General features: G+C 67.2%; 17 protein-coding genes and 1 tRNA gene. 5 read left to right on the top strand and 13 right to left on the bottom strand.

The window, feature by feature from the left end:
* Nucleotides 1-52 precede the first annotated feature (52 nt).
* The 5 genes from VB777_RS00095 to gpmI are packed head-to-tail and all read right to left on the bottom strand — an operon-like array spanning nt 53 to nt 2783.
* Nucleotides 53-247: a hypothetical protein gene (locus tag VB777_RS00095; RefSeq protein WP_197156789.1), complete on the bottom strand. Its 195-nt coding sequence runs from the start codon at nt 245-247 to the stop codon at nt 53-55.
* A gap of 48 nt (nt 248-295) precedes the next feature.
* Nucleotides 296-424, bottom strand: a complete 129-nt coding sequence (locus tag VB777_RS00100) for a hypothetical protein (protein WP_255518219.1) — start codon at nt 422-424, stop codon at nt 296-298.
* A gap of 45 nt (nt 425-469) precedes the next feature.
* Nucleotides 470-949, bottom strand: coding sequence for a peptide-methionine (R)-S-oxide reductase MsrB (gene msrB / locus VB777_RS00105; protein ID WP_197156788.1), 480 nt, complete (start codon nt 947-949; stop codon nt 470-472).
* Entirely contained in the window at nt 949-1179 is a 231-nt protein-coding gene (secG, locus tag VB777_RS00110) for a preprotein translocase subunit SecG (protein ID WP_197156786.1), read from the bottom strand. The genes msrB and secG overlap by 1 nt, the downstream gene beginning before the upstream one ends.
* A 20-nt stretch (nt 1180-1199) precedes the next feature.
* Nucleotides 1200-2783 carry a 2,3-bisphosphoglycerate-independent phosphoglycerate mutase gene (gpmI, locus tag VB777_RS00115; protein WP_323246336.1) on the bottom strand — a complete coding sequence of 528 codons (1584 nt, stop codon included), beginning with the start codon at nt 2781-2783 and terminating at the stop codon, nt 1200-1202.
* 235 nt (nt 2784-3018) lie between these two features.
* Here gpmI and pyrR point away from each other — a divergent pair, with 235 nt between their 5' ends.
* Entirely contained in the window at nt 3019-3609 is a 591-nt protein-coding gene (pyrR, locus tag VB777_RS00120) for a bifunctional pyr operon transcriptional regulator/uracil phosphoribosyltransferase PyrR (RefSeq protein ID WP_197156784.1), read from the top strand.
* Nucleotides 3610-3627: 18 nt separating this feature from the next.
* On the opposite strand, the gene VB777_RS00125 is transcribed toward pyrR, so the two are convergent.
* The 3 genes from VB777_RS00125 to VB777_RS00135 form a co-directional block, all read right to left on the bottom strand.
* Nucleotides 3628-3846 (bottom strand): ferredoxin-thioredoxin reductase variable chain, encoded by a 219-nt coding sequence (locus VB777_RS00125; protein WP_197156782.1) that lies wholly within the window; start codon nt 3844-3846, stop codon nt 3628-3630.
* 94 nt (nt 3847-3940) lie between these two features.
* Nucleotides 3941-4768 (bottom strand): hypothetical protein, encoded by an 828-nt coding sequence (locus VB777_RS00130; protein ID WP_322758429.1) that lies wholly within the window; start codon nt 4766-4768, stop codon nt 3941-3943.
* Between the two features lie 97 nt (nt 4769-4865).
* Nucleotides 4866-6449, bottom strand: coding sequence for an Hsp70 family protein (locus VB777_RS00135; RefSeq protein WP_323246288.1), 1584 nt, complete (start codon nt 6447-6449; stop codon nt 4866-4868).
* 61 nt (nt 6450-6510) lie between these two features.
* Here VB777_RS00135 and VB777_RS00140 point away from each other — a divergent pair, with 61 nt between their 5' ends.
* From VB777_RS00140 to VB777_RS00150, 3 genes are all read left to right on the top strand, one after another.
* Nucleotides 6511-6741: a DNA-directed RNA polymerase subunit omega gene (locus VB777_RS00140; protein ID WP_197156776.1), complete on the top strand. Its 231-nt coding sequence runs from the start codon at nt 6511-6513 to the stop codon at nt 6739-6741.
* Nucleotides 6742-6749: 8 nt separating this feature from the next.
* Entirely contained in the window at nt 6750-7133 is a 384-nt protein-coding gene (locus VB777_RS00145; RefSeq protein WP_197156774.1) for a DUF1818 family protein, read from the top strand.
* Nucleotides 7134-7536: 403 nt separating this feature from the next.
* Nucleotides 7537-7842: a DUF2811 domain-containing protein gene (locus tag VB777_RS00150; RefSeq protein ID WP_416238123.1), complete on the top strand. Its 306-nt coding sequence runs from the start codon at nt 7537-7539 to the stop codon at nt 7840-7842.
* Nucleotides 7843-7920: 78 nt separating this feature from the next.
* Here VB777_RS00150 and VB777_RS00155 read toward each other — a convergent pair whose 3' ends face one another.
* From VB777_RS00155 to VB777_RS00175, 5 genes are all read right to left on the bottom strand, one after another.
* Nucleotides 7921-8376, bottom strand: coding sequence for an EVE domain-containing protein (locus VB777_RS00155; RefSeq protein ID WP_323246290.1), 456 nt, complete (start codon nt 8374-8376; stop codon nt 7921-7923).
* A gap of 110 nt (nt 8377-8486) precedes the next feature.
* Nucleotides 8487-9881: a UDP-N-acetylmuramoyl-L-alanine--D-glutamate ligase gene (gene murD / locus VB777_RS00160; protein ID WP_323246292.1), complete on the bottom strand. Its 1395-nt coding sequence runs from the start codon at nt 9879-9881 to the stop codon at nt 8487-8489.
* Between the two features lie 21 nt (nt 9882-9902).
* Nucleotides 9903-9974 (bottom strand) — tRNA-Val (locus VB777_RS00165).
* A gap of 194 nt (nt 9975-10168) precedes the next feature.
* Nucleotides 10169-10957, bottom strand: a complete 789-nt coding sequence (locus VB777_RS00170) for a photosystem II S4 domain protein (protein WP_323246294.1) — start codon at nt 10955-10957, stop codon at nt 10169-10171.
* Nucleotides 10958-11000: 43 nt separating this feature from the next.
* Complete coding sequence (locus tag VB777_RS00175; protein ID WP_197156770.1) at nt 11001-11504, bottom strand: hypothetical protein; 504 nt, start codon at nt 11502-11504, stop codon at nt 11001-11003.
* A 125-nt stretch (nt 11505-11629) separates the two neighbouring features.
* Here VB777_RS00175 and serA point away from each other — a divergent pair, with 125 nt between their 5' ends.
* Nucleotides 11630-13216 carry a phosphoglycerate dehydrogenase gene (serA, locus tag VB777_RS00180; protein ID WP_197156769.1) on the top strand — a complete coding sequence of 529 codons (1587 nt, stop codon included), beginning with the start codon at nt 11630-11632 and terminating at the stop codon, nt 13214-13216.
* Nucleotides 13217-13227 lie beyond the last annotated feature (11 nt).

A 13227-nucleotide genomic window follows, 5' to 3' on the forward strand; every position in this document is an offset into this window, starting at 1 on the left:
GCAGGTCGCTGTCTGCTCTGTGGAGTGGTTGCTCTATTCAGAGGCTGTGTTCTCAGCGGGTGAGCAGATAGCGCAGCGCACTGAGACCAAGAATCAGGCCGATGCCGCTGTTCCAGATCAGCGACTGCCGTCGTCTGAGCCAGCCCAGCGGACGGGGCAGATTGCCGGGGTGGGATTCCAGCAGGAGCGTGGCGGTGACCAGCAGCACCACCGGCAACACCAGTGCGATCAGCAGTTCGATGGCCATCGATCACGCTTCAGCATGGGACCCCTCTCACGCTTCAGGGTTGCTCCCCTACTGCCGCATCGCTTCGGTGGTGGTGTCGGAACTGCCCTGATGACCACGGGGGTGCTTCTCACAGGCCATGGCGGAGCCGGCTCCCACCAGGGTGGCCAGCAGCGCAGCTGTGAACAGGCGGATCATGGGCCCAGGACGGTCAACCCGATCACGCTAGATCGATTCAGCGGTTCAGGCTGGCTGAAAGACCAAGGCGACGCCGTTATTGCAATACCGCTTGCCCGTGGGCCGGGGGCCATCATCAAACACATGACCCTGATGCCCACCGCAGCGCCTGCAGTGGTACTCGGTGCGGGGGATGATCAGCTTGAAATCGATCTTGGTGGCGATTCCGTTCGGCAGCGGTTCCCAGAAGCTGGGCCAACCTGTGCCACTGTCGTACTTGGTGGAGGAGCTGAACAGGGGTAGCCGGCAGCCGGCACAGAGGAACGTGCCCTTGCGCTTTTCATTGTTGAGTGGACTGCTGAAGGGGCGCTCGGTTCCTTCCCGCCGCAACACCTCGTAGGCCGCGGGACTGAGCCGCTTTTTCCATGCGGCTTCGCTCAGTTGCCAGGCAGGATCACCGGCTTTCGAGGCCGCCAAGGCTGGACGCGCCCCCACAAGGGCGGTGAGGCTGACGCCGAAGGAGGCCAGCAGCCCGCGGCGGCTCATCAGCCCAGCCATCCGGCGCTCAGGAGGACGGCCAGGCCGAGAAAAAGGGCGAGAAGAGTCCAGGTGATGCGGTTCAGCGTGGCTTCGGCGCTGCGGGCGCTGGTGAACATGGACCCGCCGCTGGAGGCCAGTCCGCCCATGCCATCGCCCTTGGGGCTGTGCAACAACACGCTGATGATCAGCAGCACACCACTGCCGATCCAGATCCAGGAAATCGTTGAAGTGATCATCAACCCAGATTAGGACCTGCTCAGACGCCGATCGCCTGGGGAATGCGCTGGGACGTGGCAGCAGTCTCAACGGGCATGATCAGGGATGTGCCCGTCATGCTGGCGGGTTTGGACAGCTCAAGAATGTCCAGCAGGGTGGGGGCGATGTCCGCCAGCCCACCGCCTTCACGCAGGTGGATATCAGTACCGTGGCCAGGCAGTTTGCGCTCTTCCCCTTCCACGAGGATCACGGGCACGGGATTGGTGGTGTGGGCTGTCCAGGGACGACCATCCGGACCTTCCATCAGTTCAGCGTTGCCGTGATCGGCGGTGACCAGCAGGGTCCCACCCATGCGGTTGGTGGCTTCCATCAGGCGCCCCACGCAGGTGTCGACCATGGAGATGGCCTCGGTGGTGGCTTCCATTCGGCCTGTATGCCCGACCATGTCGGGGTTGGCGTAGTTGATCACGACAAAGGAATAGATGCCCTTGTTGATTGCCGCGATGCAGCTGTCAGTCAGTTGCTCTGCTGACATGGTGGGTGCTTGGTCGTAGGTGGGGACCCGTGGCGAAGGCACAAGGTGACGGTCTTCTCCCGGGAAGGCCTTCTCGATGCCACCATTCATGAAGTAGGTGACATGGGGATATTTTTCCGTTTCTGCGGTGCGGAACTGCCGTAGGCCAGCCTCTGAAATCACTTGACCCAGAAGGCCTTCGAGTGATTCAGGCGGAAAGGCCACGGCCACAGGAAGGCCCTGTTCGTATTGGGTGAAGGTGACCACATCCAGCGGTTCAATCCGCTGGCGCGGGAAGTTGTCGAATTCGGGCAGCACTAGGGCGCGGATCAGCTGGCGGGCGCGGTCGGGGCGGAAGTTGAAACAGACCAGACCGTCGCCGGCCTTGACCAGTCCTGAACTGATTCGGGTGGGTTCGATGAACTCGTCGGTGATGTCTTCGGCGTAGCAAGCCTCCACCACCTCTTCAGGCGTCAGTCCGCAAGAAGACTCTGTTTCGGTGAGCAGCCGGTAGGCCTTTTCGGTGCGCTCCCAGCGGTTGTCGCGATCCATGGCCCAGTAACGGCCGCAGATGGTGGCGATCCGGCCGACTCCGGCTTCGGCGATCTGAGCCTCAATGCGCTGCAGGAAGGTGATGGCGCTGGTCGGGGCCGTGTCGCGACCGTCGGTGATCACGTGCAGGCAGACGTCCTGGAGTCCGCGTTGCGACGCCCAGCGCAGCAGGCCGGCAATGTGGTCGACATGGCTATGGACTCCGCCGTCTGAACAGAGGCCGATCAGATGGAGGGTGCCGCCGCTGGCCAGGAGGCGGTCGCCCAGGGCATTGAGGGAGGCATTGGTGGCAATCGATCCGTCTCGCACGGCCTGGCCGATCCGCACCAGTTCCTGGCGGATGATCCGACCGCAACCAATGGTGAGGTGGCCCACCTCGGAATTCCCCATCTGCCCGTCGGGCAGACCGACGGCGCCGCCGCTGGCTTCAATCAACGTGTGGGGATAGGCATGCCAAAGGGCATCCATCACCGGGGTGGAGGCGGCTCGGATCGCGTTGTGATCAGTCTCGTGCCGATAGCCCCATCCATCCAGAATGGCTAAGACAACGGGAGCGATAGAACCTCGACCAGGCAGGGTGGCGATGGCGTCGTGTCCTCCGGAACGCTGAGAAGCGGGAGGTGAGGAGTTCTGAGGGGAATCAACTGTTTTCACCCGAACATCCGCAATCGTCGACACATCTCTGACCAACACCAACCTACTCCGCTTCTGCGAGCACGCATCAACTGGCGATCGGCTTCGTCAGGCTTTGGCGACACCCCCTGCCTTAGCGTGAGCCATCAGACGTCTGAGCATGGAACCCCTGCCTGCAGAGGCCATCGCCGCGACCCAGGCTGATCAGGCCGGCGGCCGCCGGGAACTGCTCTCCTCCCAGGACCTGGGCCGCACGATCGATCGTCTCGCCTCCCAGGTGCTGGAGCGCACCGATGACAGCCGGGCCCTGCTTCTGCTCGGCATTCCCACCCGTGGCGTGGCCCTGGCCCGTGTCCTGGCGGAACGGCTTGAGCAGCGCTGCGGCCATCCGATCGATCAGGGCAGCCTCGATCCCACGTTTCACCGCGATGATCTCGATCGGGTCGGCACGCGACTGGTGGAAGCCACCCAGCTGCCCGCCGGTGGCCTGGAGGATCGAGATGTGGTGCTGGTGGACGATGTGATCTTCACCGGCCGCACCGTGCGCGCGGCCCTGGAAGCCCTGCAGGCCTGGGGCCGACCGCGGCGGGTGAGCCTGCTGGTCATGGTGGATCGGGGCCACCGGGAACTGCCGATTCAACCGGATTTCTGCGGCCGGCTGGTGCCGACCCGCCGATTGGAAAGCATCCAGCTCTGCCTCCGTGCGATCGATGGTCACGAGGGGGTTTACCTGCTGGCGCCTGACGCCTGACGCCTGAAGGCAGAGACCTCAGGCCGGCGAGAGTTCGTCGCTGCGGAAGTGGGCGCGGAACTTGCCGAAGGCCACGATCACCGGCAGGGTCGGGCTGATCGGCCGGCCTTTCCAGTCGTTCAGCACGCTGACCACTTCCCCCTGCTGTCCCTTCAGATCGAAGGCTTGCCCCCGGTGCTGGGGATGGTGGAACACCACCACGCTGCTGCTGACGCTGACCGGATCGCCTGGCTGCATGGGCTCTGGGCCTTACGGCCCATCGGGAGAACAACTTCGGCCGCCCATCCTGTCATGCAGCCCTGGTGGGATGCCCTGCAGATGCGGCAGTGATTCAGCGCTGACAGGCGGATTCCGGACCCGCTTCGACAATCTGGCCCCCCAGTTCCTGGCAGGCCTGCTCGAAGGCATTCCACTCATCCACCCCGGCGGCGATCCGCTTCTGCACCAGGGCATCGAGCTTGTCGGTGGGCACCGTGTGGGGGAGATCTCCGTGGCTGTCGTGCTCCTTGTCGGCACCAGCCAGGTTTTTCACACCCGCGTCGACCTCCTCGCGAACGGCCTTGCTTTCCTGCTTCCACCAGGGATGGTCGATGCGGTTGAGGGCATCGAGGGCCTCCCACCAGCGCTGCCGTTCGGCCAGCTGGCGTGCCCGTTCCAGCTGCAGACGGTTGCGGTTCCATTGCTCGCGCAGGCTGTCCCCCAGGGCGGTGCCGTTCTCGCGACGTTCTTCGCCCATGGCGGCCAGCACCGTCAGGGCTCCTTCCAGATCGCCATCCCGGAACAGGGTGAGGGCGCGGCGGCGGAGCTCCTCCTGCCAGGTCTGCAGCTCCTTGCGATCGGCGGGGCCGCCAGCGGCGGAGTTGACGAGCTGCAGCTGCAGGGCCAGGGCCTCGGACCAGTTGTCCTGCTCCCAGAGCTGGCGAGCCTTGAGCCGACGGCACTGGCCCTGCTCCAGGGGGGCCCGGCCGGCCATCCACTGCAGGGCTGAGAGCTGCTCGCTGTACCGCAGGCAGGCATCGAGGTCGCCGCGCTGGGAGGCATCTGCCAGCCGTTTTGGCAGCTCGCCTTCCCACCAACGGGCCACCCCCACGGCGGTGGCCACCAGCCCGAGGGTGATCGCCAGCCAGACACGCGGCAGCCGGTGGCGGCGGATGGCCAAGTACAGACCAAGAACTGGAACCTTTCTATGGACCTGAGGGCCGCCTCAACGCCTGGAGGGGGCAGCCCCGATGTCGTCCACCTGGGTTGGGCCTCCCTCAGCGCACGATTCCGAGGCTGCGCGGCTCCACTGGCGCCTGGCTGCGAAGATCCGTTCCCTCGAGCTGCAGTTGACCCGCCGCATCGATCCACAGGCGCAGCCGCAGACGGTCTTCGCCCCGCTGGCCGGGGGGATCGAGCGACAGGGGGCTGGGTTGCTGGGGCCAGGGGCGAACGGTCGCGGCCCCGGCCTGCCGGGGCCGCAGCACCGGCAGGCCGTCTCGGAAGATCACCTCGGAACGTTGCTGCGGCTGGGGTTCCCCCAGCACCAGCTCCAGGCAGGACTGCCCGTCACGGCTGCAGGCCAGCACCAGCTCCAGGGGCTCGCTGGTGGGCCAGGCCTGGCCCGTCACGAACAGTGGATGCCAGTGATGTCGATTGCTGCGTCGGTCCCAGCAGCGCAGGCTCACACCCTGGGCGAGAACATCGCGGATCTGCACCCCCGGCGTGAGGGCGAGGGCCCCCAGCACCACCGCTTCCACGGGGCGTTCATCGCGCAGGGGAATGGCGCCGCAATGCTCTTGCAGCCAGCGGCGTATTCGGGGTATGCGGCTGCTGCCGCCCACCGGCAGCACGGCGGCAATGCCGTTCCCAAGGCCCCCCTGGAGGCTGTCGCCGCCGCCGCCCTCCCGCCGGGCCGCCGCCAGCACCTGCTCGAGCAGGTCGTCCAGTTGCAGCAGCAGGCCCCGCTCCTCGAGCAGCTGATCAAGCTGTTGCCGGCTCAGGCGCAGGGGCTGGGGGGGGGCCTGCGGAGGACACCAGATCTCGAGGGCCTCCTCGGCTTCGCTGAGCCGGCATTTGAGGCGCTCGGCCACTGCCAGCAGGCTGCTGTCGCTGGCGCCGCCGGGATGGAGCAGATCGGCGATCCAGCGATCGATGTCCCGGCCCCCCAGGGCCAGTCCCGCCTTGCCGATCACCCGGGCGCAGCGCAGGGCCTGACGCCCATCCTCGAGGCTGCGGCCCGCAAAGCGCAGCAGCTGGGCGATCGGTGCGGCTCGCCCTTCCCCCCCCTCCAGCGCCACCAGCGAGAGATCGATGGTGCCGCCGCCGAGGTCCACCACCAGCACGCGGCTGCCGGGGCTCAGGCCACAGCCGATCGCCGCAGCCGTGGGCTCGTCCACCAGGGCCACCTCCTCCACCGCCAGGTTGGTGCTGATCTCCTGCAGCCAGCGCCGGTAGCCGCGGTAGCTCTCGATCGGGGCGGTGAGCACCAGCCGGCGTGGCTCGATCCCGGCCGGCAGGGCTGCCCAGAGGGCCTGCAGCAGGCGCTCACCCGCCTGCTCCGGGCTGAGCAGCATTGCTGCGTTCTCCTGGGATGGCACAGTGTCGCCGGAGCCGATCAGGCGCTTGAAGTCGTGGCAGAGGCTGGGGCTGGAATCGGCGGCCAGGCCCGCCTCCAGCACCTGGCGGCCGATCAGGGGACGGGGACTGTCGGCGGCCGCGAGCCAGAGCAGGCTCGGCACCACGACGGGATCACCGCAGGCGTAGGGAGCGAGCTCGAGAAGCGTTGGCGGGCCGTGATCGGGCTGCCAGGCCACCACGGTGGTGCTGCTGCCCAGGTCGATCGCAAGGGTGCCGGTCATGCGGCCAGGATGGCGCGGCGAGACGCTCGCTTAGATTCGGCTGATCAGGAGTGGAATTGACATGCAGCTCGGTGTGGAACTCAACGCCAAGGAACTGGCCCAGAGGGGGGAAAGTCTGATCCGCCACTCCAGTAACCGCTACCTCACCACCGTCCGAATCGCCTTCCGGGCCAAGCAGCGTCGCTTCGACGATTTTGACGGCCTCCTCGATGAGTCGATGGTGAAGCCCGTGCAACGCGCCATCATTGAGCTGAGCGACGAACAGGACCAGCCCGATCTGTTGCCTGGCTGATTGCGGCCATGCGGGTCGAGGATGCGCAGGGGTGGCGGCTGGTCCTGGATCCAGCCCGCCACCCCTTTGTGCTGCTGGTGGGTTCCACCGATTGGGCTGCCGAGCTGAGGGCTCCAGAGGCCCTGGCCCTGCTGCAGGGCATCGCCACCCTCACGGCCCAGCACGGCGCCCTCACGGATCAGTTGCTGGATGAGGAGGCGATTGAGCTGGAGTGGGAGCGCGGCCCGCTGTGGATGGCCCTGGAGGGAGACCGGACCGCGTGGAGTCTGCGCTTCGTGCTGAGCCCTGACGATGGCCAGCGTGGTCTGGAAGGAGCCTGGTCCGCTGCCGCCGCCGCCGCTTTCGCCGCTGCCCTGGTTCCGCTGGAGGCCCCCCTGCAGGGGCTGGTCTGAAGGGCGCGGCTGCCGTCATCGCCTCCCCCAGCAGCGCGGCTCAGCACTTAAGACCGGTGGCGGTTTCCCTGCTGATCAGCACTGCTGATGCGTCCGGTTCAGCCGGTTGATTCCGCAGACTGACCACCCCTTTCCCGGGGTTTTCCACAAGCCTGGATCCCGAAGCGATGCTGGCCGCCCCGCCCTGGGGAAAACCCGCCCGCCTCCGTTTGTCCCTTGACGCTTTGGCCGGCGGGGCTCGGTCCAGCGGTGCTTCCGCGCAACGGATGCGACATCCCTTGTCCCGCAAGCTGTCTCAGGTTGGGATTCCTGCCTGGCCATCCCGCTGCAGCCATTTGACGGGGACCCTGGGATGTGGGGAACTGGTGTCCGTGTCAGGGGGAGCAATCGCATGCGGTATGCCGTGGAGTCAGGAGCAGGGGTGGGGCTGCAGATGGAGCAGGAGGCCAGTGGCACGGTGAGCCTGCGGGCCGAGGTGCCCGAGGCCCTGCTCTCGGCCATGCGTGGCTTCATTGAGTGCCATCCCAACTGGGACCAGTACCGGCTGTTTCAGGCCGCCCTGGCCGGTTTTCTGGTGCAGAACGGCGTGCAGAGCCGGGAAGTGACCCGCTGCTACCTGGCCAACCTGTTTCCGGGGCAGAACAGCTTCAGCAAGCCCCTGCTGGCGAACGAGCCGGTGCGCCGCGCAGCTCCGATTCGACGCCTCTGAATTCGCTGCCTCTGATCACTGACTGCCTGCAGCGTCGTTGCTCACTGCAAGCAGTCAGCGCCGGTCAGGCTCCAGCCCTCAGCCTTCCAGCAGCGCCAGCAGGCGAGTGGCTGAGGCCTCCGGCACCGGCAGGATCGAGAGCCGGTTGCCTCGCTTCACCACCCCCAGCTCTTCCGTGCTGAACTCGTCGCGCAACGCCTCCAGGCTCAGCAGGCGGGGATAGGTGCAGAGGTACCCGAGCCGGACGCAGTCCCAGCGAGGAGCCTCGCGGCTGCTGTTCGGATCGAAGTATTTGGAGGCTGGATCAAACTGACTCGGATCGGTGAGGCCGGTTTCGATCACCTCCATCAGGCCCACGATGCCCGGCGGTCTGGCATTGGAGTGATAGAAGAAGGCTCGATCGCCCACCTCCATGCTGCGCATGAAGTTGCGGGCCTGGTAGTTGCGGATCCCGTCCCAGAGGGTGCTCCCCTCCCGTGCCAGATGGTCGATCCCGTAAACGTCGGGTTCGCTCTTCATCAACCAGTGGGCCATGGCGGGCGGCTGCCGCGATTCAGGGCGCGGACGGAGATGGCGAAGGGATCATGGCGTGCAGACCGCTTATGGCGTGCGGGGGGGGGGCTGACGGTGCTGAGCCGGTGGTGTCAGAGCGCTTCGACGCAGCGGCGGAAGTGATCACCGCGGGCTTCGAAATCGCTGTACTGGTCGAAGCTGGCGCAGGCCGGTGACAGCAGAACCGCCCGGCAACCTCCGCGCCGGGCCAGCTCTGCCGCCAGGGGCACGGCCTGCTCCAGGCCCTCCTGCTCGTGCAGTTCACCGCCGTAACCGGCCGCCTCGAGGAGTTGCCGGAACTCCGGCCGGGCCGCGCCGTAGAGCACCACCGCGAAGGCCTGACGCCGCAGTTCGGCGATCCAGCCGCCGGCTTCGCCGATCTTGGACTGGCCGCCGGCAAGCACCACCAGCGGCCCCTCCAGGGCCCGCAGGCCGACTTCGGCGGCGTCATAGTTGGTGGCCTTGCTGTCGTTGTAGTAGGTCACACCGCCCTGCTCCCGCACCCGCTCCAGCCGGTGAGGAACCCCGGGGAACGTACGGAAGGCGGCCTCCATCACGGAGCCGCTCAGCCCGACCTCCAGGCCCACGGCGGTGGCCAGCACCAGATTCTGGCGGTTATGGGCACCGGGCATGGCCAGGCTGTCGGCCGCCAGCAGGGGCCCGCTGGCATTGCAGACCATTCCGCCTTCAATCCAGAGGCTGGCCGCGAGGTCGGCGGGCAGCTCGTGGCGGGGGCCCGCCGTGACCCAGTGGCCCCGATCCCAGCTCGGAGCGTGAGCCCGCAGATCCGGGTCGTCGGCGTTGAGGATGGGAAGCTGGCTGCGCTCCAGCAGGCTGCGCTTGATGGCGCGGTAGTTGTCCAGCGTGCCGTGGCGCTCGAGGTGATCGGGCGTCAGGGTGGTCCAGAGGCCGATGCGGGGGGCCAGCTGCGGTGCCGCTTCGATCTGGTAGCTGCTCAGTTCCACCACCAGCCAGTCCGGCGGTGTCGAGGCGCCGCCGGCGCAGCGCTCCAGGGCCACTTCCGCTGCGGAGAACCCCACGTTGCCGCACTGGGGGGCATCCAGGCCCGCCTGGGTGAGCAGATGGTGCACCAGCTGGGTGACGGTGGTCTTGCCGTTGGTGCCCGTGATGCCGATCCAGGGCACTGCGGCCGTGGCCATCCAGGCCGGAACCATCTCGCCCTGAATGCTCACCCCGTCCTGGCGCAGTTGTTCAAGGACGGGATGGTCCCATCGGATGCCCGGGCTCACGATCACCTTGCCCAGAGGTGCCTGAATGTCGTCGAAGGTGGCGCTGGTGAGCGGGCACCCCAGCCGCACAGCGATGCCTTCGGCCCTCAACAGCCTGGCGTGCTCCTCAAGGTCAGGGCTCTGGCCGCTGTCCAGAACCAGTACGGGCTCGCCGAGGCGATGCAGCAGCATGGCTGCGCCCCTGCCGGATCGACCCAGACCGACCACCACGGTGAGGGGACAAGCCGCGGCAGTCATTGGAAGGGTAAAGGAAAGAAATGGGCGATACTGGAATCGAACCAGTGACTCCTACCGTGTCAAGGTAGTGCTCTACCTCTGAGCTAATCGCCCCTTGGTGTTGGAAGATGCAGCCGCCCGGAAGGTGAGGTCCCGGGGGAGCGGTTTGTCTCCAGCGGCAGCAACTTAGCAGCCGGCAGTACTGGGCCCTGACGCGCAACACCCTTGATGCGCATCGCCCGTGCAGCTGTCTTCACGCAGAGCTGCTCTTCACCTGGAACGATCGCCGTGGCGAGCCACCAATGGGCTCAGCGGCGCAGCAGCCCGATCCGGATCCGACCCCTCTGGGTGGGGCTGGCCGCCTGGATCTCCAGCTCACCGCGGCTGTGCCACTGCACCCGATCCCCTGGCGCCAGCTCCTTGCTGGGGCTGCTCACCGGTTGCCAGTTGAGCCGCACCAGCCCCTGGCGGATCGCGTCGGCCATGCGGTTGCGGGAGACCCCGAACCCGGCCGAACCCACGGCATCAAGCCGCATCGACGCCTCCACCACGCTGATCTGGCGCGGCTGGCGTCGGGCCGGCAACTGCAGGGTGTTGAGGGGTCGGGCCTCGAAACGCACCGCCACCGTGCGCACCAGCCCCTGCTGCTCATGCAGCCGTTCGGCTGCGGCCGCAGTGACCACCGCTTGCCCCCCCCGGTCGCCGCGCAACCAGAGATCGCCGCGCTCCTGGTCCTCCAGGCCGGCGGCCTGCAGGCCGGCCTGGAGGTCGTCGATCGAGGCGGGATCGAACAGAAAGTTGCCGCTGATCTCCAGGCCGGCCAGGCCCGCCGGCAGAGTGTCGATCGGCTGCACCGCCTCGCGGCGCTGCAGCAGCAACCGCCGCCGCTCTGCCCCCGCGAAGCCGCCCCAGCTCTGGAGATCCAGGTCGGCCAGTTCGCCGAGGCGTTGCTCGGCCTCTTCCCGGACCGGTGCGGCCACGATGGCGCTCCAGACCGGCTCCCAGGTGCGCAGGGCCTGCTCGGCGGCATCGATCAGGGGGTTCAGCGCCTCGGGATAACGGCTGCCCTCGAGCAGGGCCTTGCGGGGCAACACCATGGCGGTTCGATGGATCAGTTGTGAGAACGCGCTGTCGAGGGGTTCAGGAGTTGTCCTCCAGCTGAATCACGGCCATCGGCTTGGCCTGTTGCACCACGCTCCAGGGGAGTTCCTGGGCTCCGCGGGTTTCGGCCAGCAGCAGCCAGTGGCCCTCGCCCACCCGGTTGCGCAGGGTGCGGATCCGGTCGTCGTCGTCGGAGGCCACGCTGGCAGCGGCGGCGAAGCTGCCCATCCAGCCCGAAATCAGACCCAGCAGGCCGCCGATCAGGTGATTGCCCCAGCTACCGGCGAAGGCGAAGGTGTCGAGATCCGCCACGAAGGTGAAGGTGAAGCCCGCGAAGAAGCCGAACGGCAGCAGCCAGCGGACCATCGACCGCTGACGCCGGCGCCGGGTGGTTGCCGGATCCAGCCGTTCCACCCCCGCCAGATCCGCTTCCCCCTCACCGATCGCCAGCAGCAGCACCGGAGGCGCTGACAGGGCCGCCAGCCGATCCCGCAGCTGATGCAGCCGCTTGCGGTCGTTGAGCACCACCACACATGTCGCCATGCCGTCTCTCCCCGCCACTGGCGGCGACGCGTTACCGGTCTGATTCTCCCTGCTCACTACACTGCACCGCCGGCCACGGCATCGCGCTTCTCGCCACCGCGGGCCTCCCTTTCGCACGCCGGGTGATGACAAAGGTTCTGGTTTCCGATCCCATCGATCAGGCGGGGATCGACATCCTCTCCCAGGTGGCTCAGGTGGATGTGCGCACGGGCCTGTCGCCGGAGGAGCTGCAGCAGGTCATCGGCGACTACGACGCCCTGATGATCCGTTCGGGCACCACGGTCACCGCGGAGGTGATCGCGGCAGCCGACAAGCTGCGGATCATCGGTCGGGCCGGCGTGGGCGTTGACAACGTCGATGTGCCGGCCGCCACCAAGCGCGGCGTGCTGGTGGTGAACTCACCGGAGGGGAACACGATCGCGGCGGCCGAACAGGCCCTGGCCCTGCTGCTGTCGCTCTCGCGTCATGTGCCCCATGCCCACGCCAGCACCATGGCCGGCGGCTGGGACCGCAAGAAGTACGTGGGCAACGAGCTCTACAAGAAGACGCTCGGCGTGGTGGGACTCGGCAAGATCGGTTCCCATGTGGCCCGGGTGGCGCGGGCGATGGGCATGGAGGTGGTGGCCTACGACCCATTTGTGTCGGCCGAACGGGCCCAGCAGATGCAGGTGAAGCTGCTGCCCCTGCCCCAGCTGTTTGCGGAGGCCGACTACATCACCCTCCACCTGCCCCGCACGCCGGATACCGAAAACCTGGTGAATGCGGAGCTGCTGCGCACGATGAAACCCACGGCCCGACTGGTCAACTGCGCCCGCGGCGGCATCGTCGATGAGGCCGCCCTGGCGGAGGCGGTGGAGCAGGGGGTGATCGCCGGCGCCGCTCTGGATGTGTACGCCAAGGAGCCCCTCGTGGCCGATTCCCCGTTGCGGGGGGTGAAGGAACGGCTGATCCTCACGCCCCACCTGGGGGCGTCCACCGAGGAGGCGCAGGAAAACGTGGCCATCGACGTGGCCGAGCAGATCCGTGATGTGTTGCTGGGCCTGCCGGCCCGCAGCGCCGTCAACATCCCGGGCCTCAATGCTGAGGTGATGGAGCAGCTCAAGCCCCACCTGCAGCTGGCCGAAACCCTGGGTCAGCTGATCAGCCAGCTGGCCGGCGGCCAGATCAGCGAGCTGGAAGTGCGGCTGCAGGGCGACTTTGCGGCCCATCCGGCCCAGCCCCTGGTGGTGGCGGCGCTCAAGGGGGTGCTGTCCACCGCCCTGGGCGACAGCATCAACTACGTCAATGCCAGCCTCGAGGCCAAGGCCCGTGGCATCCACGTGCTGGAGGTGAAGGACGATGGCAGCCGCGACTTCGCCGGGGGGTCCCTGCAGCTGGTGTCGCGCAGTTCCAGTGGCAATCACTGTGTGACCGGTGCGGTGTTCGCCGATGGCGAACTGCGGGTGGTCACCATCGACGAATTCCCGGTGAACGTGGCTCCCAGCCACCACATGCTGTTCACCCGCCACCGGGACATGCCGGGCATCATTGGCCAGCTGGGATCGCTGCTGGGCGAGCACAACGTCAACATCGCCTCGATGCAGGTGGGCCGCCGCATCGTGCGTGGCGATGCCGTGATGGTGCTCAGCCTCGACGATCCGATCCCTCCCAGCCTGCTGGCGACGATTCACACGATCAACGGCGTCCAGGAGGCCTATCCGGTCACCCTCTGAGGGCCTGGGGG

The sequence above is a fragment of the Synechococcus sp. CCY9202 genome (assembly GCF_034931685.1).
In the GTDB taxonomy this organism is placed as follows: Bacteria; Cyanobacteriota; Cyanobacteriia; order PCC-6307; family Cyanobiaceae; genus CBW1002.